The organism is Robertmurraya beringensis, from assembly GCF_042433785.1.
In the GTDB taxonomy this organism is placed as follows: Bacteria; Bacillota; Bacilli; order Bacillales; family Cytobacillaceae; genus Robertmurraya_A; species Robertmurraya_A beringensis.
The window spans coordinates 160,938-180,578 of sequence record NZ_JBHLUU010000022.1; the positions used below are offsets into that span (position 1 = coordinate 160,938).

Below are 19,641 nucleotides of genomic sequence, written 5' to 3' on the forward strand. Positions count from 1 at the left end.
CAACATGTCTCAAGACAAAACAATGGAATTTATGGGCATTGCTATGAAATACTTACCGGAGGCCAAGGAGCAATTAGAAAATGCAGGCATTGAATTATCTATGGAACTCATTCAGCCTTTTATGACGTTGTTTACGAAAGTTATGCAGGAAGCATATGAACTTGGTGTTAAAGATGCAATGCAAGAAGAAGAATAAAAACAAGGCTGATTCTCTAACAATAGAGATATCAGCCTTGTTTTGTTTATTTTTTAGAGCTCAAAAATGATGAAATAACTGGCTTGATTTGCTTATATAATGGTTTTAGGTTTTGAGCAGAGGTCATTAATGTGTCAAAATGATTCATAAGCTCGGGTAAATTCACATTGTTTATAGCTTTCTCTATTGCTGTTTGGTTTTTAGGACTATTATTAAGTGATTCCTCTTTTGAGTGTGACCGTCTTTTTCCAAAAAGCCATTCTTGCTCGGACATGCCTTCAACACTTTCCGTTTGCTCCGTCTCTTGATTGGATTCTCTTCTGGATGGAAACATTAGTGCTGAAAAGGGATCTCTATCATCTTTCTTACTCAGCATCATTCTACCTCCTTTCACCCTTATTAATAAGTTATGAAATGGAATAAAGAATGTATGGACGATAGATGGTGAATGTACATAAAATGGATAAAAAGATTGATAAAACGGGGAACTACTGTTAAAATTTTAGTACCAAGTCATAATAATTGATAATAAGTGTAGTTATATAAAGGAGCTGGGAACATGAAGGCGGGAATTATCGGTATTGGTAGATGTCTTCCAGATAAAGTACTGACAAATGCGGACTTAGAAAAGATAGTTGACACCTCTGATGAGTGGATTCGTACTAGAACAGGTATTGAAGAAAGAAGAATCGCTGAAAAAGACGTTAATACATCCGATTTAGGCTTCGAAGCTGCAAAAAAAGCACTTGAAGATGCGCAGATTTCACCTGAGGAAATTGGCTTAATACTAGTAGCAACAGTGACACCAGATCAACCGTTTCCTTCCGTAGCTTGTATGTTACAAGAGAAATTAGGTGCAGTAAACGCTGCGGCTATGGATATTAGTGCAGCGTGTGCAGGGTTTATGTACGGAATGATTACAGCTAAGCAGTTTATTGAGAGTGACAGCTATAAATATGTGTTAGTAGTTGGTGTTGAGAAATTATCAAAAATTACGGATTGGCAAGACCGAAATACAGCTGTATTGTTTGGTGATGGAGCCGGTGCAGTAGTCATGGGTAAAGTAACGGAAGGTAGAGGTATACTTTCTTTTGAGCTGGGAGCGGACGGTACAGGTGGTAAGCATCTTTACCAGGAAGATTATATTGTAATGAATGGTAGAGAGGTATTTAAGTTCGCAGTTAGACAAATGGGAGAAAGTAGCGTAAATGTTCTTGAAAAGGCAGGACTTTCAAAAGAAGACGTTGACTTTTTAATACCGCATCAAGCGAATATTCGAATTATGGAGGCTTCAAGACAAAGACTAGAGCTTCCTGAAGAAAAAATGTCTAAAACCGTTGATAAATATGGAAATACCTCAGCAGCATCTATTCCGATTTCTTTGGTAGAAGAGGTAGAGGCTGGTAAAATAAAAGAGGATGACCTGATTGTTATGGTAGGCTTTGGCGGAGGATTAACTTGGGGTGCCATTGCCATTCGTTGGGGCAAATAATTATTTAAATTATATATTCATTATAGAAAATCAAAGGAGTTGCCAGACATGACGAAGAAAAGAGTAGTTGTAACAGGGGTTGGCGCTGTTACTCCAGTTGGTAATAACGTTGAAACAGCATGGAACAATGTATTAGCAGGTGTATCTGGTGTAGGACCGCTTACTAGATTAAATGCAGATGAATACCCAGCAAAAGTAGCTGCAGAGGTAAAGGATTTCCAAGTTGAAGATTTTATTGATAAAAAAGATGCTCGAAAAATGGATCGTTTCACTCATTATGCTGTAGCAGCAGCTAAGATGGCGGTTGAAGACTCAAGACTTGAGATTAATGACAGCAACTCGCATAATATTGGTGTTTGGATTGGATCAGGTATCGGTGGAATGGAGACCTTTGAAAGTCAGTATGAAACATTCTTAAGCCGTGGCTATCGAAGAGTTAGTCCGTTTTTCGTACCAATGATGATTCCAGATATGGCAACAGGTCAGGTTTCCATTACACTAGGAGCAAGAGGATTTAACTCTTGTACCGTAACTGCTTGTGCCACAGGAACAAATTCAATTGGTGATGCCTTTAAGGTAATTCAACGAGGAGACGCAATTGCAATGGTGACTGGTGGAGCAGAGGCGCCAATTACAAAAATGTCTGTTGCAGGCTTTTGTGCAAACACAGCACTTTCAACGAATCCTGACCCAAGTAAAGCAAGTCGCCCTTTTGATCAAAATCGTGATGGTTTTGTTATTGGAGAAGGAGCAGGAATTGTTGTTTTAGAAGAATTGGAGCATGCTTTAGCTCGTGGGGCAAAAATCTATGCAGAAATCGTTGGCTATGGAGCAACAGGAGATGCCTACCATATTACTGCACCAGCACCAGGTGGAGAAGGTGGTGCCCGTGCAATGAAAATGGCGATCAATGATGCTGGTTTAAACTTCAATGAAGTGGACTACGTGAACGCACATGGTACAAGTACCGATTACAATGATCGCTTTGAAACGTTAGCACTTAAAGAAGTGTTTGGTGAACATGCGTATAAGCTTGCCGTGAGTTCAACAAAGTCCATGACAGGTCACTTGCTTGGAGCAGCAGGGGGAGTTGAAGCGATCTTTAGCGTATTAGCGATTAAAGAAGGCATGATTCCACCAACGATTAACTATGAAACACCAGACCCAGAATGTGATTTAGACTATGTCCCAAATGAAGCTAGAAAACAAGAAGTACAAGTGGCAATGAGCAATTCGCTTGGCTTTGGCGGCCATAACGCAACCATCGTTTTTAAAGCATATAAATAAAAACGAAACAGAGTGGAGTAATATCCGCTCTGTTTTTTTGAGCTTTAATCAAGTTTTGGATGTTTTCTCATAATATGCTATTACAGTGTAAAAGAAATGGGGGAGTTGGGTGGTAGTCGCACGCACGGATAAATGGTTAGAAAAAGAATTCTCGAATCCTGTTGCTATATGTAAAAGATTTCTAAAAGAGTTTAATGAAAGTGAGTCAAAGCCTATATATGAATATCTTACCTCGTTTGGGATGTATCGACCTAATCATGCAAGCTTTCGAACATATGAGACATTAAAAAAGAAAAAAACATGGGAAACGATTAACAAGATTTATGAAAAGTATAGAAAAAAGTGGCTTGGACCCCAAGTAAATATCTATATTTTCCCTATAAATCAATCGAGCGCTTCCTTTTTTAGAGAGCGGAAAACAAGAAAATCTGGTGTTTCTTTTCCTGATAGAATGTTTTTATTTATCGGAGATTATGAGGATGAAAAAGAGTTAGAGGCTTTATTTGTCCATGAATACCATCATGTGTGCCGGATGAAAAAACAAAACAGGAAACCGATAGAGTTTACTTTACTAGACTCCATTATATTAGAAGGCCTTGCAGAATTGGAAGTTGAAAAAAACTGTGGAACAGAATACTTGGCCGACTGGTGTCATTATTATAGTCAGGAAGACATAGAAATGTACATGAAGAAATATATCATGTCCAACTTAAAATTGAAAAAAACAGATAAACAACATGATCAATTATTATTTGGGGTTGGTGCATATCCAAAACTATTAGGTTATGCATGTGGGTATTACCTTGTTAGAAAGTATTACAAGGAAAATTACTTTTCTACAAAAACGTCATTTACAATTCAAGGAAAACATTTTATTACGCTTATCGAAGAAACCTAGTTGTATCAAGGGTTTCAAATACACTTTAAAGCCTTAAAGTAGAGGCTTTTTCTGTTTTTTCAATAACGTGAATGTTTTTAATTATGAAGCTCCTACCAAAAGGTATCGGTAAAATTAATTCAGGTAGCATTCAATTTGAAGGTGTGCATTTAGAACAAATGTCAGATAAAGAGATTAATAGTATCCGTGGAAAAGATATCGCGATGATATTCCAGGAACCTATGACCTCGTTAAACCCTGTGTTTTCAATTGGTTTTCAAATTCAAGAAGTGTTATTTAATCATATGAAAATCTCGAAAAAAGAAGCGAGATTAAAGAGTATTGCTTTGTTAAAAAGTGTAGGTATATCAAGACCAGAGAAAATTATTGATGAGTACCCGCATCAGCTCTCTGGAGGCATGAGGCAGAGAGTAATGATAGCGATTGCAATCGCTTGTCAACCTAAGCTGTTGATTGCCGATGAACCGACGACAGCTCTGGATGTAACGGTTCAGGCACAAATATTAGAACTACTTAAAGATATCCAAAAAGTGAATGATATGTCAGTCATTTTAATTATGATGAACTTTCCATTCCTACTATTTGTCATCGTCTTAAAGTCTATTTTCTTAGAATCAAGCACAGCTACCTTAATTTTTGTCATCTCGGTACTGAGCTGGACAGGAACAGCACGTCTTGTTAGAAGTAAGGTAATGGCTGAAAAGGAAAATGAATATATTTTGAGTGCGATATCAATAGGGTGCTCACCTTTTAAAACGATTACGAAGCACTTACTTCCAAACGTTATGTCTACAATTATCGTACAAGCCACATTAACTTTAGCTGTTATGATTGTTGCAGAAACAGGTCTTAGCTTTTTAGGCTTTGGTGTACCGATGAATATACCAAGCTGGGGGAATATGCTTCAGGAAGCACGCAGTCCTGATGTGTTGACTAGTAAATGGTGGATTTGGATACCACCAGCAGCAGTGTTAACAGGTACGATATTATCCATTAATTTCATAGGTGAAGGGTTTAAGGACGCATTTAACCCTAAATCAAACAGATAAAACTACCAATTCAATTTGGTAGTTTTTTTTGTCTCATAAGTTGTCCACCAATAACATATGTATGTAGAAAAGAAGGCTGGGGGAAAGGCGATGAAGAGAGTGGGGAAATTTCTATGATTATGAGAATTTTCCTTTTACTAACTGGTTTTGGACTAGCTGTACTAGGTGGGATAAGTACGATTGCGTACCTAAATTTATTAACGACAGGATATACGATGATAGACTATCTTGAATTTATAAAGGGACGTGTAGAGTGCTATCTATTTCTAGTTGGTATGTTGATTATATGGTTAAGTATTTATTTTCCAGGTAAAGAGGAATAATACAATAATTGGATTAAGATTTCATAAAAGGAATAAATTAACGTTAACCTGCCCATACTGAATGACAAACAGAGAGTGAAGTGAGGGGTTAATAAATGTTGTATCTTCATGATGTTTGGGTAAATTGGTTTGAAGGAGAAGAGAACGGGTACAATGTCTGTCACTTTCATGAGTGGCGGAAAGATGACGGAGTCGAACTTCTAGATCAGGTTCCCTTGTTAAAGGTTGAGTCAGTGTTGTTTAACTATATTGAAAATGATCTTTCAGAACTCCCACAACAGCTATTGGACGATGTTTATCAAAAGGCATATTTACGTAAAAATCACGAGCGCATTCAGCTAGAGTATTGCTTTGTGGTCACTGATGGCACGGGAATACTAGTAGTGGATACTATCGGCTACAATATACCGATTCGGAAGAGTAGGTTGATTCCAAGGCAAGAACAGCTAGTTTATGAGATGATTGATAAGCATGACACCATGCCCTATGCATTTAATGATCATTCTTCATTAAAAGAATTTCATATTTTATCACCAGCACCAGAGCTAATGAACGGGTTAACTAGAAAAGAGAGACAACTAAAGCAGTTGTTATTTATGGCCCTAGACCAGCTTCACTCATCAAATAACGCCGCAGAAGTAAGATACTGGTATACAGAGTGGAATCCGGAAAAGTATTCAGAAATTCAAGACCTGACATTTGAAAATGTTTGGCAGGAATTATATGAAAATACAAAGTACGGTTGGTCCTTTAAGCATGAGACCTTTTGTGAAAACTTAATAAAAGGCCAGCCCTTCTTTGAGAAGTTGTGGGAAATGGAGCATGGTCCGAAAGTAAATTAAAAAGGCTGGATATTGAACTGACCTAGCCAAATGAGACATATATAAAACACCTATCCATATTAAATTTAACACTTTTTCATTAATTTGATATTGGTTCTTTACTGGAAATAGTTCAGGCACTTTGTCACTTTACTTGGAGCCTCTGCGGGCATAGATTCTTTAGCCAGGAAGCCAGATATCTCAAAGAGAAATCTGGCTTAGCCATAATAGGCTATCATGCCCGCATCTCCAAATAAAGTGCACGTCTTTTCTACATGCAAAGTGGATAACCCCGAATCCTTTAAGCTGCCTTTAATCCAAATTCTATTGGAGTTAAGTAGCCTAATTTTGCTTGAATCCTACCCTCGTTGTAATGATGAATGTACCCATCTATTCTAGAAATAACTTCTAAATTAGATAGGGTATTAAACTTACAATATTGGAATTCCTCTGTCTTTAAATTTGAATGAAATGATTCAATCACCGCATTGTCCCAACAGTTCCCTCGTCTGGACATACTACCTACTAAATGATGTTCCTTCAAATAATTTTGAAAAGTATACGAAGTATACACACTCCCCTGATCGGAGTGTATAATAACTCCTTCTGGCTGATTGCGTTTATCCAAAGCATCCTGCAGTGTATCAATTACTAATGTCGTTTGTTGATGATTATAAATCTTATAAGCTACAATTTCATTATTATACAAATCCATAATCGTAGACAGATATAATGTTTCGCTGCCATACTGGATATACGTAATGTCCGTTACCCACTTCTCATTTGGTTTACTTGCACTAAAATCACGATTAAGAATATTAGGTACAATGACTTCACTTTCTCCCTGCGATTTCCACTTGCGTTTTGGTTTCACCTTACACTGCAAATGATGCTTCTGCATAATGTTTTGAACTGTGTTCCTATTAAGATGAATATGATGTTCTCGCTTTAGAATAGCTCTAATTTTCCTATGACCATTTCTATATTTAGTAGCCTTACAGATTTCAATAATTAAATCTTCATGTTCATTCCGATATTCACCAAACCCTTTAGTCCAACGATAATAGCTAGCACGTGGAATCCCTAAAACTTTTAAAATGGAAGTAACGGTATATTTTTCACGAAATTGTTCAACCAATTGTACTACTAGCCCTTTATCGACTCCTTTCTCATCGCCATATACTTTTTTAGAATTTCATTCTCCATTTTTAGGTGAGTTAGTTGATTACTTATTCGCTCGTCCTTACTTAAAGAATCGGGCCCATGCCCAAATGTATATTGTTTACCAATTGGCTGATCAAACCGATACATTTCTCCATTCTTGTACCATCTCATCCAAGTTTCAATTTGAGTTTTATTTTTGATTTTGTATTTGTTCATAATTTCCCGTGTTGTTAATTTTCCTTCAAGCTTATCTCTTACTACCGCCCATTTAATCTCTTTTGTATATACAGTTTTTTTGCCCACGCAAAAACACCTCCGAATAATGTCACAATACTTATCTCAAGTATTGCCATTTTGGAGGTGTTTTATATTGTCTCACTATTTTAGGTTAGTCCATATCCAGCCTTTTTAATTTACTTTCTTTTTCTTCCTAGCCCCATAGCCGTTTCCATTTTCTTAACCATTTTACTAGCAACTTCATTGGCTCTAGCTGCGCCTCTATCGAGGATTTCATCCAGTTCAGTAGATTGCATTAACTGATGGTATTTTTTCTGAATCGGTTCAAATTCATTAATTAGAACTTGTGCTAGTTCTGATTTAAAGTCTCCGTAACCTTTTCCTTCATACTGATTCTCTAATTCTTCAATCGTTTTTCCAGTTAAGATGGAATAGATCGATAATAAATTCGAAACTCCAGGTTTATTTTCCTTGTCAAACTTTACTATACCTTCAGAGTCAGTAACAGCGCTTTTAATTTTCTTTTCTATTTGCTTTGGTTCATCCAATAATGATATAAATGCTTTTTGATTAGGGTCAGACTTACTCATTTTTTTCGTTGGATCTTGTAAGGACATAATCCGAGCGCCAACTTTTGCAATTCGAACCTCTGGAATAGTGAAAATATCATTGTACTTCTTATTAAAGCGCTCCGCTAAATCACGTGTAAGCTCTAAATGCTGCTTCTGATCTTCTCCCACAGGAACAAGGTCCGTTTTGTAAAGCAAAATATCCGCAACCATTAAAGGTGGATAAGTAAGCAATCCAGCAGAAACAGCATCTTTCCCAGCAGATTTATCCTTAAACTGTGTCATTCTTTCAAGCTCTCCAATATAAGATATACATTGGAACATCCAGCCTGCCTGTGCGTGAGCTGGAACTTCAGATTGAATAAATAACGTAACCTTTTCAGGATCTAATCCAACCGCAATGTACAAGGCAGCGAGACTGCGAATATTTTTTCTAAGTTGCTGAGCATCCTGAGGGACCGTAATAGCGTGTTGGTCAACGATACAGAAATAACAGTTATATTCATTTTGAAGTTCAACGAATTGTTTCAAGGCGCCTATGTAATTTCCTAGTGTTATCATTCCGCTCGGTTGGATACCAGAGAAGATAGTTTTCATGAAAGTTCCTCCTTTTAAGTGGAAAAAACCACCTCTCCAAACTAATACTAGGAAAGAGTGGCAGAATATTAACCACAAACTTTAAAATCACTCATTAATTATGTAATAAGATGCTTATTAAAAATTATAAGTAACTATTCTCTTTTAATCAAGAACTACCGCTTACATATAGTAGAAGAGGAGTGCTATGAGACAAAGTGCTAAATTAATAAAGCCTACGAACAGTAACGGAGAATATTTAACAGTAATTATTTGTGATAAGGGTCTCATTTCATCCACGGTTTCTCTTGTTACATCTTTTCCAGCAAAAATTAATCGAAAGGATTTAGTTACAACGTCAAAAAATCCTGTATTGACAGTAAATATAGCTAAAGATATAAAAAGGAGCAAACTTGAAATATAGAAGCTTTTATTTATGTAATTTAAAACTGAAATGCTATTACTAAAAAACATTAGAATGAAAATTATTATTTGAGAGCATAATAAAAGTGCTAAATTTAGCTTTGTTTTAACCGTTTTCATTAGGTGATCCTCTCTAAAATTATTATATCTAAAAAGTATTAAAGCAAAAAACTATTTGGTCGGGTTAGATATTCATTTACTAATAAATGCTAATTATATCATAGTATATCTAAAGTCGATGTTAACAATTATAACAATAGTATAAAATTTTTTTTGAAAAAACATGTACAAAAAGTCATTTAAATGTATAATAACTAATGTACAACTTTTCAGAAAAAACAATCTAAGGAGGTCTATCAGTGAAAAAGTCAAAATTTTCATTGCTTTTAGTCCTAACACTAGTTCTTAGCATGTTTTTAGCTGCATGTTCTGGTGGAAATAAAGAGGACGAAGCAAAAACTGATAATGATTCAGAAGCAACAGGTTCTGAATTAGCAGAAAACCAAGAAATCACAGTACTAGAATCAGCGGAAATTCCATCTATGGACTCTGTACTTGCTGAAGACACTGTAGGTTTCACAATGATCAATAACGTTAACGAAGGATTATATCGCCTAGATCAGGAACAAAATCCAATTCCTGCTTTATCTGACGGTGAACCAACTGTTAGCGAAGACGGTACTGTTTACACATTCAAACTTAGAGAAGCTAAATGGTCTAATGGTGATGCTGTAACAGCTAACGACTTCGTATATGCATGGCAACGTGCACTATTACCTGATTCTGCTTCATTCTACGGTCCTTACATAATGACTGGAGTAATTAAGAACGCAGATAAAGTAAAAGCTGGAGAAGTTGACCCAAGTGAGCTTGGTATTAAAGCATTAAGCGATACTGAGTTAGAAGTAACACTTGAAAAGCCAGTTCCTTACTTTAAAGCTTTAATGGCATTCCCTACTTTCTATCCACAAAACCAAAAGTTTGTTGAAGAAAAAGGCGCAGACTTTGCAAAGAATGCTGAAAACCTAATCTTTAACGGTCCTTTCAAAATGACTAAGTGGGATGGGGTTGCTGCAACTGAGTGGACTCTTGAAAAGAACGAAGAGTACTGGGATGCAGAAAACGTTACTTTAACAAAAATCAACTATAATACATCTAAAGATCCACAAGCAGCTGCAAATGCTTTTGAAGCAGGACAAGCTGATGTAACACCAAAACTATCAACACCAGCGGTTATCTCGCAATATGAGGGAGATTCTCGTCTTTTAACATGGTTAGAGCCAACTGAATTCTGGTTAAAGTTTAACCAAGAAAACGAAGCTCTAGCTAACAAAAACATTCGTTTTGCTCTTTCTTTAGCGTTTGATAAAGATGCTTTAGTAAACGATATTCTTCAAAACGGTTCTTTAGCTGCTAACTATGCGGTACCTGCCGATTTCGTTAAGCACCCAGAAACTGGTGAAGACTTCCGTGCAGCAAACGGAGATTTAAATGCATTTGATGCAGAAAAAGCAAAAGAATATTGGGAAAAAGGTCTAGCTGAACTAGGCGTAGAAAGTCTTGAATTAAACTTCCTTGGTGGAGACACTGAGACTTCAAAGACAGTTGATGCTTTCCTTAAGGATCAACTACAAAATAACCTTCCAGGTTTAACAATTAACCTTGAAAGTGTTCCATTCTCTGTACGTCTTGACCGTGAAGATACTCAAAATTATGATATCCTTCATGCTGGTTGGGGTCCTGACTATCCAGATGCAATGACATTTTCTGATCTTTGGTTAACTGGTGGAGGACACAACAAAATGTCTTTCTCTAACGCTAAATATGATGAGCTAGTAAAATCTGCTCAAACTGAGTTAGCTGATAAGCCTGCAGAGCGTTTTGAAGCTCTACAAGAAGCTGAAAAGGTATTGTTTGAGGATGCAGCTCTTGCTGGAACATACCAACGTGCTTCAAATTTACTAGTAAACGAAAAGCTTGAAGGCTTTACTTACCATATCTTTGGACCAGAGTACAGCTGGAAGTTTGCGAAACTAAATAAATAATTTACCATATAATTAATATGGTGAAATGATGTACAATGAAATAGGAGAGAGAGTATATTCGCTTAAATATACTCTCTTTTTCCCTGTAATCAAATTGTCGAAACATGGGGAAAATTCAAAATAAGTAGGAGGTGCACAGATGATTAAATATATTAGCCAAAGGGTTATTTATATGATAATTACTCTATTTCTAATTGCCTCAATGACGTTTTTCTTAATGAAGCTTGTTCCAGGAACACCGTTTAAAAACCAAGCAAAAATGTCAGATGAGCAACTTGAGATGATGCTTGAATATTATAAGCTTGATGAACCTGTTCCAGTTCAGTATGTGGCGTATATGACAAACTTAGTTAAGGGTGACTTAGGTACTTCTTATCAATTTGCTAATACACCAGTATCAGAATTATTAGGTGCAAGGATAGGTGCCTCTGCATTACTAGGATTTCAAGCTCTATTAGTAGGTACAATTGTAGGTATCATTCTTGGGGTGTTAGGAGCCCTAAGGCAAAATACGTGGGTAGATTATGGAACGACCTTTATAGCTGTTATTGGTAAATCCATTCCTTCATTTGTTTTTGCTGGATTGCTTCAATATTATATAGGTGTAAAACTAGGTTGGTTCCCTGTTGCATTCTGGAAAGGTCCTGAATACACGGTTATGCCAACGATTGCACTTTCGATGTTCCCGATTGCCATTGCAGCTCGTTTTATGAGAACAGAAATGGTAGAAGTTCTAGGGTCGGATTATATTACATTAGCTAGAGCAAAAGGTGCAAACTACTTTGAAATCGCATTTAAGCATGCGTTAAGAAATGCTTTAATTCCAGTTATCACTGTATTAGGTCCGCTTGCTGTAAGCTTAATGACTGGTTCTCTAGTTATTGAAAAGCTCTTCTCTGTTCCAGGACTAGGAGAGCAGTTTGTAAAATCGGTTCAAGTGAATGACTATTCGGTCATTATGGCAACCACTCTATTATTTGCGTTCCTATTTATTGTTGTTATTTTAGTGGTTGATATTCTTTATGGCTTGATTGATCCAAGAATTCGTTTAGCGGGAGGGAAGAAATAATGGCACAATTTGATGAGAAAATCAGCAAAGACCAATTTGAGCCCGCTATTATTGACGCATCAACAAGTGAGCGCATTTCTAAACCAAGTCTAAACTATTGGCAGGATGCGTGGTTACGTGTTAGAAAAAATAAAGGTGCGATTGTAAGTTTAGTAGTGATCGGAATTTTAATTATTATGGCTTTAATTGGGCCATCATTAAGTAAATTTGAGTTTGATAAGCAAAACACGAAACATGCTAACTTACCACCTCGTATTGCGGCATTAGAAAATGTTTCATGGTTACCATTTGATGGAACTAGAACGTTGAAAAATGGTAATGTGGTAAATCCTTATGAGCAGAAGCAAATTGAAGAGTACTACTGGTTTGGTACAGATGCTCTAGGGAGAGACCAATTTTCTCGTGTATGGAAAGGGATGCAAATCTCTCTATATATCGCATTCTTAGCGGCCTTTATCGATATGGTTATCGGTGTAGCCTTCGGTGCTATTTCTGGTTACTTTGGTGGACGTATTGATAATATTATGCAAAGAATTATTGAAGTACTTTCAGGAATTCCAAATCTCGTTATTGTTATTTTGATGATTATAGTTTTAAAGCCGGGAATTATATCAATTACAGTCGCATTAACCATTACCGGTTGGGTTAGTATGGCTCGTGTCGTTCGGGCCCAAGTTTTAAAATTGAAAAACCAAGAGTTTGTTCTAGCGTCACGTACACTTGGTGCTAGCCATTCGAAAATTATCTTTAAACATTTAATTCCTAATCTCGCAGGTGTTATCATTATTAACACAATGTTTACGATCCCTAACGCAATTTTCTTTGAAGCCTTCTTGAGCTTTATCGGTTTAGGTCTTCAAGAGCCATTAGCATCATTAGGAACGCTTATTGATGAAGGATTTAAATCAATGATTGCCTTCCCATACCAAATGCTAGTTCCAGCGATTATTATTTCTGTCATTATGATTGCATTTAATATGATTGCAGATGGTCTTCGCGACGCGTTAGATCCTAAAATGAGAGACTAAGGCAGGTGAGAAAAGATGTCAAAAATATTAGAAGTAAATAACTTAAATATATCTTTCCATACGTTTGCTGGAGAAGTTAAAGCGATTCGTGGAGCTAACTTTCATCTTAATAAAGGAGAAACTCTTGCCATAGTTGGAGAATCTGGTTCAGGGAAGTCTGTAACAACAAAGGCTATTATGCGTCTTTTACCTGAGACTAATTCTGAGATTAAAGAGGGCGAAATCCTGTTTGATGGAAAAGATTTAACAAAATTATCGGACAAGCAAATGCAATCGATTCGTGGCAAGGAAATCTCTATGATCTTTCAAGATCCAATGACTTCTTTAAATCCAACAATGACGGTTGGTAAGCAAATCATGGAACCAATTATTAAACACCAAAATATGAGTAAATCAGCAGCTAAGCAACGGGCGATTGAGCTTTTAAAGTTGGTTGGCATTCCAATGGCGGAGGAACGCTTTAAACAATATCCTCACCAATTCTCTGGTGGTATGAGACAGAGGGTTGTTATTGCGATTGCTTTAGCATGTAACCCTAAGGTCTTGATTGCTGACGAACCAACCACTGCTTTAGACGTTACGATTCAAGCACAAATTTTGGAGCTAATGAAAGATTTACAGAAAAAAATTGATACATCTATTATCTTTATTACGCATGATTTAGGTGTGGTTGCCAATGTAGCAGACCGAGTAGCGGTTATGTACGGAGGGAAAATTATTGAGATCGGTACAGTAGATGAAATTTTCTACAATCCGCAGCATCCGTATACATGGGGTTTAATTAGCTCGATGCCAGACTTGGATACAGCTGAAGATGAGCTATATGCGATTCCAGGTTCACCACCAGACCTTCTTAACCCTCCAAAGGGAGATGCGTTTGCCCCTCGTAACGAATATGCGATGAAAATTGATTTAGAACAAGAGCCTCCAATGTTTAAAGTATCGGATACACATTACGCAGCAACATGGCTACTTCATCCGGATGCTCCAAAGGTTGAGCCACCAGCAGCTGTCATGAAAAGAAAAGAAATGTATCCAGGCTACAATAATAAATAAGGAGGTAAATCAATGGAAACTAGAAAGAAATTGCTTGAAATTAAAAATTTAAAGCAATACTTCAATGTCGGTAAGCCAAACGAAGTCAGAGCAGTTGATGGAATTAGTTTCGATATATATGAAGGTGAAACATTAGGCCTTGTAGGAGAATCAGGTTGTGGGAAGTCTACAACTGGTCGAACGATTATCCGACTTTATGATGCTACTGACGGAGAAGTTTTATACGATGGGGTTAATGTACATGGAAAAAAATCTAAAGAAGAGTTAAAGGCATTTAATCATAAAATGCAAATGATCTTCCAGGATCCATATGCTTCCTTAAATCCAAGAATGAAAGTTTCTGATGTCATTGCTGAAGGAATCGATATCCATGGTTTAGCAAAAACGAAAGAAGATAGAATGAACAAAGTGTATGAACTATTAGAAACGGTTGGATTAAACAAAGAGCATGCGAACCGTTATCCACATGAATTCTCAGGTGGTCAAAGACAACGTATTGGTATTGCTCGTGCTCTAGCAGTTGATCCAGACTTCATCATTGCTGACGAACCGATCTCAGCTCTTGACGTGTCAATTCAAGCACAAGTAGTTAACTTAATGAAAAAGCTTCAAAAGGAAAAAGGGTTAACTTACTTGTTTATTGCACATGACCTTTCAATGGTGAAGTATATCAGTGACCGAATTGGAGTTATGTACTTCGGAAAGCTTGTAGAACTAGCTCCAGCAGATGAATTATATAATAATCCAAAGCACCCATACACTCAATCTTTGCTTTCTGCAATTCCACTACCAGATCCTATATCAGAGCGTTCAAGAAAACGCAAAACTTATGATCCCAAGATGCATAATTACCAGGCGGATGAAACCGTCCAATTACGTGAAGTATCACCAGGACATTTCGTTCTATGTTCTGAGAAGGAATTTGAACAATATAAGAAATAATAAAAACGATCTCGAGGACGAGATCGTTTTTCATTTGATGAAAGATACGCTTTACGCTATCATTGATAATAGATGAAGCGCTTACGAAATGTGGTAAAGCAATAGATTTATTATTTTCTTTTTCCACCAACTTGTTTCCAGCCAGTTTGAAATTTCGCTGATTGGTCTACAAACTCTGCTTTTTGTTTACCACCAAATAACTTCTGTCCAATTCCATTTGTAACGACTCCTAAAACAGCGGTGATTCCTATGATTAATAATGCAACAATGGTAAGGTCGGTAATGTAACTACCCATAATAAACCTCCTTTACGAATAACTGGCATAAGCGCGGTTATGTAATTCCCACTACTTTCTATTCTAAAGAATTATCCCTAGTATGAAAAGAGTAATATTAACAAAAAATTGTATCGTAAGAAAACTTTCTAAAATGGAATATAGTTCGTAAACAATCAAACCAATAAAAGGAGTATCCTTATGAACTGGTATGAAAAGCTAAATCAATATTTTCCAATTGAAGAAATGAAGTCAAAAGAACATATGGAAACCCTTTTAAAAGAAAAATCGTCCATTTATCACAAAGACGAAGGAAAATATCACGTGTTAATGTATGCAGAATTTGACCAATTTATTTTCATTGATTATTTATATGTTTCTGGTGAAGCGAGAGGGCAGGGGTTAGGACATCAACTTTTAGAAAAGCTGAAACAGAAGGAAAAACCAATCATTTTGGAAGTTGAACCAATAAACTATAAAGATAGTGATACAGAAAAGAGATTGCGCTTTTATAAACGTGAAGGATTTGAGCATGCAAGCAAAATTGGATATGAAAGAAGATCACTAGCAACAAATGAAGTAAATACGATGGAAATTCTTTACTGGTCACCTGGACATGAAAATGAAGAGGCAATATTTGAAGGTATGAAAAAAGCTTACAAATTGATTCACACATATAAGGATATAGATTTCTATGGAGAATCCTATGAACCAGTAGAAGAGGTATTAAGCTTTGATCAAAAACATGAAACAGGAGACCTATTAAAGGATATATAAAAGTGTAAACAGTTGCCACCGTGAGGTAACTGTTTTTCATTTTCATTATCTAAATGAGAATTATATTAAGGTTTACTATAACTGAAATTCGGGTAAATATAGTAGAAACATATAAATCTTTTTTGTTTATTTAAAAAAAGTAAGAAAAAAATGAAACTTTTCTCTCTCCTTTTACGTATATAAGCTATCTAGCCAATTATTTTATTGTATTTATCGGGATTTAAATCTTTCGAAAAAAGGATACCTTTTTACTCAGATTTGATGTATAATAATTAATATAAATTACTAATTTAAAGTAATTTTAAATAATATGTCAAATGACCAAAATATCTTCCAATATAGATTTTATAAGTTAATTTTAAAGGAGTGTGAGTAGTTAATGGTAACATTATACACTTCACCAAGTTGTACATCATGCCGTAAAGCGAAAATTTGGCTAGAAGAACATGATATTCCTTATACAGAGAGAAACATTTTTTCTGAACCATTATCTATTGATGAAATTAAAGAGATTCTTCGTATGACTGAAGATGGAACAGATGAAATTATTTCAACTAGGTCAAAAACGTTCCAAAAGCTAGATGTAAATTTAGAGACTATGCCTCTTCAAGATTTATTTGAGTTGATTAAGGATAATCCAGGTTTACTTCGTAGACCGATCATTATTGATGAGAAGAGACTTCAAGTTGGGTATAATGAGGATGAAATCCGTCGTTTCTTACCAAGAAGAGTTCGTACGTTTCAATTACGTGAAGCTCAACGCTTAGTTAACTAAATGATTGAAACCTTCGAATCAAATCGGAGGTTTTTTATCTATTATTGGTTTAAAAATAGCTGTAATAGAGAAATATGAAGGAAGAAAAGTATCACTTATGGGTGTTAGTTTGTTTTTTGAAATGTGTAACATTTTATTTCCCTTTATTGTATTTTTGTCATAAAATATAAATACGAGGCAACAATACGTTTAACACATGCCTTTGAAAACACTAAAGACTAGATCGTTTTTCTGCATGAGGGTAAGTCCCTTCCAAAAATGCAAGAAGGGAGAGGTTAATGTTGGAAATCGAACGTATTAATGATAATACAGTCAAGTTTTATATTTCATACGGGGATATTGAAGAAAGAGGATTTGACCGTGATGAGATCTGGTATAATCGTGAAAAAAGCGAAGAGCTTTTTTGGGAAATGATGGATGAGGTTCATCAAGAGGAAGAATTTATGATTGAAGGTCCCCTTTGGATCCAGGTCCAGGCTCTTGATAAAGGTCTTGAGGTTCTCGTAACAAAAGCACAAATATCCAAAGATGGGCAGAAATTTGAACTTCCTATCACAGATGAAAAGCTGAAGGATCTTCCTGTAGATGAAAGAATTGAGGAATTGCTTGATCAGCATTTTAATACAAAAACTGATGATGATGATGATTCATACGAAGATACACTAGAGTTCCTTATTGCTTTTAAAGACTTTGAAGACTTAATCTCATTATCAAATCGAAATATTTTAGAAGACTTATCAACAAAACTATACTCCTTCGAAGGAAAATATTATTTATTTGTTGATTTTCTCGAAGAAGAGTATGATGAAGAGGATATCGATAATAGCTTAAGTTTATTATTAGAATATGGACATGAAACAGCGATTACCATTCATCGAGTTGAGGAATATGGAAAATTAATTATGTCTGAGAATGTTTTTTCTGAAATAAGAAGACACTTTAAATAATCATCCGATTTCAATAATGAAATCGGTTTTTTATTTTTTGGACAAAGAGTTTACCCTTTTACTTATTGGGGAATTGTAAGGCATGTTCAGAGGGGGAAGCTATGAAAAATTTCGTTAGAATTCTGTTATTTATTGCTGTTTTAGCCATTTTTTATTATTTTCTCCAAGGAAGAGTGTATGAAGGCTTATTCCGATATATTAGTATTTTAACTACATTATCAGTTGTTTTTATTGGAGCCGTCATTTTTTTAGAAAATAGACATCCTACACAGACAATAACTTGGTTGATCGTACTAGGAAGTTTTCCGTTAGTAGGTTTCTTTTTTTATTTGCTGTTTGGTAGGAACCATAGAAAGGAAAGAATGTTTCGTCGTAAATTTTTCCTTGACCAACAAAATTACTTGAAATTCGAACGGGGAAAAGACCCTATCAGTGAAGAAAAGATAAAAGTACTGGGAGACGATCAGCAAAGGTTGTTCCATTTGGCCCATCGTATAGGACATAGTCCGATATCTTTTGCCACATCTACTAAGGTGTTATCTAATGGAGATTCCACCTTTAATGAGATTTTAGAAGAGCTTAAAAAGGCTATGCATCACATCCATTTGGAATATTATATCGTTCGCCATGATAAGATTGGCCAACAAATTAAGAATGTTTTGATCCAAAAGGTAAAAGAAGGTGTGAAAGTTCGCTTTCTTTACGACGCTGTTGGTTCGTGGAAGTTGCCAAGCGCATACATACAAGAGTTGAAAGAAGCTGGAGTAGAGGTCGTGCCATTTGGTCCGGTCCATATCCCTTTCCTTAATAGCAAATTTAACTTTAGAAATCATCGTAAAATTATTGTTATAGACGGAAATATTGGGTTTGTTGGAGGATTAAATATTGGTGATGAATATTTAGGCAGGAATGATTCCTTTGGATTTTGGAGAGATACACATTTACTTGTAAAAGGAGAAGCAGTAAGAACGCTACAGTTAATTTTCCTTCAAGATTGGTACTATATGACGAACCAAAGTTTTCTTAATTCTGAATACCTTTCACCAGTTCTTGAGGAAAACATTCATGGAGGCGTTCAGTTAATTGCGGGTGGTCCTGATAATGAACATAGTGTAATTAAAACAATTTTCTTTGCAATGATTACATCGGCAAAGGAATCGGTTTGGATTGCTTCTCCCTACTTCATTCCAGATGAAGATATTTTTTCAGCTATAAAAGTAGCTGCATTGAGTGGGATTGATGTACGTATTCTTGTTCCTTATAAACCGGATAAACGGATAGTTTTTCATGCGTCCCGTTCCTATTTTCCAGAGCTTTTAAAGGCTGGAGTCAAAGTGTTCGAATACGAAAAAGGTTTCATGCATAGTAAAATTTTAATTATTGATAAGAAGATTGCTTCTATTGGTACATCTAATATGGATATGAGAAGTTTCCATTTAAACTTTGAAGTAAATGCCTTTTTGTATGGGACAAGAAGTGTTGAAATGTTAGTCAATGAGTATGAACGTGATATTACTTTTTCTAGGCAAATCAATCTTGCTCAATTTACAAAGCGCCATTTTGGATTAAAGCTGTTAGAATCTACATCGAGGCTATTATCTCCACTCTTATAAAAAATCGCCTAGCCGAAAAATGCTAGGTTATTTTTATGGAGGAATTAACTCCTAAGGAATAGAATTAATAAGTAGAAAG

Annotated in this window: 21 protein-coding genes; 16 read left to right on the forward strand and 5 right to left on the reverse strand. The window is 35.8% G+C overall.

Annotated features, from left to right (window positions below; translation table 11 throughout):
* Positions 1-4 precede the first annotated feature (4 nt).
* Positions 5-196: a ComZ family protein gene (locus ACFFHF_RS07835; protein ID WP_160546399.1), complete on the forward strand. Its 192-nt coding sequence runs from the start codon at positions 5-7 to the stop codon at positions 194-196.
* A 46-nt stretch (positions 197-242) separates the two neighbouring features.
* On the opposite strand, the gene ACFFHF_RS07840 is transcribed toward ACFFHF_RS07835, so the two are convergent.
* Complete coding sequence (locus ACFFHF_RS07840) at positions 243-572, reverse strand: hypothetical protein (RefSeq protein ID WP_160546398.1); 330 nt, start codon at positions 570-572, stop codon at positions 243-245.
* 183 nt (positions 573-755) lie between these two features.
* Between ACFFHF_RS07840 and ACFFHF_RS07845 the strand changes: the two genes are divergently transcribed.
* The 6 genes from ACFFHF_RS07845 (at position 756) to ACFFHF_RS07870 (ending at position 6,087) form a co-directional block, all read left to right on the forward strand.
* Positions 756-1,688: a beta-ketoacyl-ACP synthase III gene (locus tag ACFFHF_RS07845; protein WP_160546397.1), complete on the forward strand. Its 933-nt coding sequence runs from the start codon at positions 756-758 to the stop codon at positions 1,686-1,688.
* 48 nt (positions 1,689-1,736) lie between these two features.
* Entirely contained in the window at positions 1,737-2,975 is a 1,239-nt protein-coding gene (gene fabF, locus ACFFHF_RS07850; RefSeq protein ID WP_160546396.1) for a beta-ketoacyl-ACP synthase II, read from the forward strand.
* Between the two features lie 109 nt (positions 2,976-3,084).
* Positions 3,085-3,873, forward strand: coding sequence for a DUF2268 domain-containing putative Zn-dependent protease (locus ACFFHF_RS07855; RefSeq protein ID WP_340902882.1), 789 nt, complete (start codon positions 3,085-3,087; stop codon positions 3,871-3,873).
* An 83-nt stretch (positions 3,874-3,956) separates the two neighbouring features.
* Positions 3,957-4,922, forward strand: a complete 966-nt coding sequence (locus ACFFHF_RS07860; RefSeq protein WP_340902884.1) for an ABC transporter permease subunit — start codon at positions 3,957-3,959, stop codon at positions 4,920-4,922.
* 113 nt (positions 4,923-5,035) lie between these two features.
* Positions 5,036-5,245 (forward strand): YuzI family membrane protein, encoded by a 210-nt coding sequence (locus ACFFHF_RS07865; protein ID WP_160546395.1) that lies wholly within the window; start codon positions 5,036-5,038, stop codon positions 5,243-5,245.
* A gap of 95 nt (positions 5,246-5,340) precedes the next feature.
* A complete protein-coding gene (locus ACFFHF_RS07870) occupies positions 5,341-6,087 on the forward strand; it encodes a YjbA family protein (RefSeq protein WP_160546394.1) in 747 nt (248 codons plus the stop codon).
* A 280-nt stretch (positions 6,088-6,367) separates the two neighbouring features.
* On the opposite strand, the gene ACFFHF_RS07875 is transcribed toward ACFFHF_RS07870, so the two are convergent.
* From ACFFHF_RS07875 to ACFFHF_RS07885, 3 genes are all read right to left on the reverse strand, one after another.
* A protein-coding gene (locus tag ACFFHF_RS07875) for an IS3 family transposase (RefSeq protein ID WP_377057848.1) occupies positions 6,368-7,533 on the reverse strand; the annotation gives its coding sequence in 2 pieces (ribosomal slippage) (positions 6,368-7,218 and positions 7,218-7,533; 1,167 coding nt in all).
* Positions 7,534-7,643: 110 nt separating this feature from the next.
* Positions 7,644-8,633 (reverse strand): tryptophan--tRNA ligase, encoded by a 990-nt coding sequence (gene trpS, locus ACFFHF_RS07880; RefSeq protein ID WP_160546393.1) that lies wholly within the window; start codon positions 8,631-8,633, stop codon positions 7,644-7,646.
* Positions 8,634-8,795: 162 nt separating this feature from the next.
* Positions 8,796-9,155, reverse strand: coding sequence for a DUF3899 domain-containing protein (locus ACFFHF_RS07885; protein WP_160546392.1), 360 nt, complete (start codon positions 9,153-9,155; stop codon positions 8,796-8,798).
* Between the two features lie 239 nt (positions 9,156-9,394).
* On the opposite strand from ACFFHF_RS07885, the gene ACFFHF_RS07890 reads away from it, so the two are divergent.
* The 5 genes from ACFFHF_RS07890 to ACFFHF_RS07910 all read left to right on the forward strand — a co-directional run bounded on the left by ACFFHF_RS07890 (position 9,395) and on the right by ACFFHF_RS07910 (position 15,175).
* Positions 9,395-11,080 carry a peptide ABC transporter substrate-binding protein gene (locus ACFFHF_RS07890; RefSeq protein ID WP_340902888.1) on the forward strand — a complete coding sequence of 562 codons (1,686 nt, stop codon included), beginning with the start codon at positions 9,395-9,397 and terminating at the stop codon, positions 11,078-11,080.
* A 139-nt stretch (positions 11,081-11,219) separates the two neighbouring features.
* Positions 11,220-12,149, forward strand: a complete 930-nt coding sequence (opp3b, locus tag ACFFHF_RS07895) for an oligopeptide ABC transporter permease (RefSeq protein ID WP_160546391.1) — start codon at positions 11,220-11,222, stop codon at positions 12,147-12,149.
* Positions 12,149-13,177: an oligopeptide ABC transporter permease gene (gene opp3C, locus ACFFHF_RS07900; protein WP_160546390.1), complete on the forward strand. Its 1,029-nt coding sequence runs from the start codon at positions 12,149-12,151 to the stop codon at positions 13,175-13,177. The genes opp3b and opp3C overlap by 1 nt, the downstream gene beginning before the upstream one ends.
* Positions 13,178-13,192: 15 nt before the next feature.
* Positions 13,193-14,233 carry an ABC transporter ATP-binding protein gene (locus ACFFHF_RS07905; RefSeq protein ID WP_160546389.1) on the forward strand — a complete coding sequence of 347 codons (1,041 nt, stop codon included), beginning with the start codon at positions 13,193-13,195 and terminating at the stop codon, positions 14,231-14,233.
* A gap of 12 nt (positions 14,234-14,245) precedes the next feature.
* Positions 14,246-15,175, forward strand: a complete 930-nt coding sequence (locus tag ACFFHF_RS07910) for an oligopeptide ABC transporter ATP-binding protein OppF (protein WP_160546388.1) — start codon at positions 14,246-14,248, stop codon at positions 15,173-15,175.
* 110 nt (positions 15,176-15,285) lie between these two features.
* Here the strand turns inward: ACFFHF_RS07910 and ACFFHF_RS07915 are convergent, their stop codons facing one another.
* Complete coding sequence (locus tag ACFFHF_RS07915) at positions 15,286-15,471, reverse strand: hypothetical protein (RefSeq protein ID WP_160546387.1); 186 nt, start codon at positions 15,469-15,471, stop codon at positions 15,286-15,288.
* Positions 15,472-15,651: 180 nt separating this feature from the next.
* Between ACFFHF_RS07915 and ACFFHF_RS07920 the strand changes: the two genes are divergently transcribed.
* The 4 genes from ACFFHF_RS07920 (at position 15,652) to cls (ending at position 19,562) form a co-directional block, all read left to right on the forward strand.
* Positions 15,652-16,227: a GNAT family N-acetyltransferase gene (locus ACFFHF_RS07920; protein ID WP_160546386.1), complete on the forward strand. Its 576-nt coding sequence runs from the start codon at positions 15,652-15,654 to the stop codon at positions 16,225-16,227.
* 379 nt (positions 16,228-16,606) lie between these two features.
* Positions 16,607-17,002: a transcriptional regulator SpxA gene (spxA, locus tag ACFFHF_RS07925; protein WP_119707263.1), complete on the forward strand. Its 396-nt coding sequence runs from the start codon at positions 16,607-16,609 to the stop codon at positions 17,000-17,002.
* Between the two features lie 281 nt (positions 17,003-17,283).
* Entirely contained in the window at positions 17,284-17,949 is a 666-nt protein-coding gene (gene mecA, locus ACFFHF_RS07930) for an adaptor protein MecA (RefSeq protein ID WP_160546473.1), read from the forward strand.
* A 101-nt stretch (positions 17,950-18,050) separates the two neighbouring features.
* Entirely contained in the window at positions 18,051-19,562 is a 1,512-nt protein-coding gene (gene cls / locus ACFFHF_RS07935; RefSeq protein ID WP_160546385.1) for a cardiolipin synthase, read from the forward strand.
* Positions 19,563-19,641 lie beyond the last annotated feature (79 nt).

Coding starts and splice junctions, on each gene's coding strand:
- ACFFHF_RS07845 (WP_160546397.1), top strand. CDS start 756: ATGAAGGCGGGAATTATCGGTATTGGTAGATGTCTTCCAGATAAAGTA.
- ACFFHF_RS07920 (WP_160546386.1), top strand. CDS start 15,652: ATGAACTGGTATGAAAAGCTAAATCAATATTTTCCAATTGAAGAAATG.
- ACFFHF_RS07910 (WP_160546388.1), top strand. CDS start 14,246: ATGGAAACTAGAAAGAAATTGCTTGAAATTAAAAATTTAAAGCAATAC.
- opp3b (WP_160546391.1), top strand. CDS start 11,220: ATGATTAAATATATTAGCCAAAGGGTTATTTATATGATAATTACTCTA.
- ACFFHF_RS07915 (WP_160546387.1), bottom strand. CDS start 15,471: ATGGGTAGTTACATTACCGACCTTACCATTGTTGCATTATTAATCATA.
- ACFFHF_RS07870 (WP_160546394.1), top strand. CDS start 5,341: ATGTTGTATCTTCATGATGTTTGGGTAAATTGGTTTGAAGGAGAAGAG.
- ACFFHF_RS07840 (WP_160546398.1), bottom strand. CDS start 572: ATGCTGAGTAAGAAAGATGATAGAGATCCCTTTTCAGCACTAATGTTT.
- trpS (WP_160546393.1), bottom strand. CDS start 8,633: ATGAAAACTATCTTCTCTGGTATCCAACCGAGCGGAATGATAACACTA.
- ACFFHF_RS07905 (WP_160546389.1), top strand. CDS start 13,193: ATGTCAAAAATATTAGAAGTAAATAACTTAAATATATCTTTCCATACG.
- ACFFHF_RS07865 (WP_160546395.1), top strand. CDS start 5,036: ATGATTATGAGAATTTTCCTTTTACTAACTGGTTTTGGACTAGCTGTA.
- spxA (WP_119707263.1), top strand. CDS start 16,607: ATGGTAACATTATACACTTCACCAAGTTGTACATCATGCCGTAAAGCG.
- cls (WP_160546385.1), top strand. CDS start 18,051: ATGAAAAATTTCGTTAGAATTCTGTTATTTATTGCTGTTTTAGCCATT.
- fabF (WP_160546396.1), top strand. CDS start 1,737: ATGACGAAGAAAAGAGTAGTTGTAACAGGGGTTGGCGCTGTTACTCCA.
- ACFFHF_RS07885 (WP_160546392.1), bottom strand. CDS start 9,155: ATGAAAACGGTTAAAACAAAGCTAAATTTAGCACTTTTATTATGCTCT.
- ACFFHF_RS07835 (WP_160546399.1), top strand. CDS start 5: ATGTCTCAAGACAAAACAATGGAATTTATGGGCATTGCTATGAAATAC.
- ACFFHF_RS07860 (WP_340902884.1), top strand. CDS start 3,957: ATGAAGCTCCTACCAAAAGGTATCGGTAAAATTAATTCAGGTAGCATT.
- opp3C (WP_160546390.1), top strand. CDS start 12,149: ATGGCACAATTTGATGAGAAAATCAGCAAAGACCAATTTGAGCCCGCT.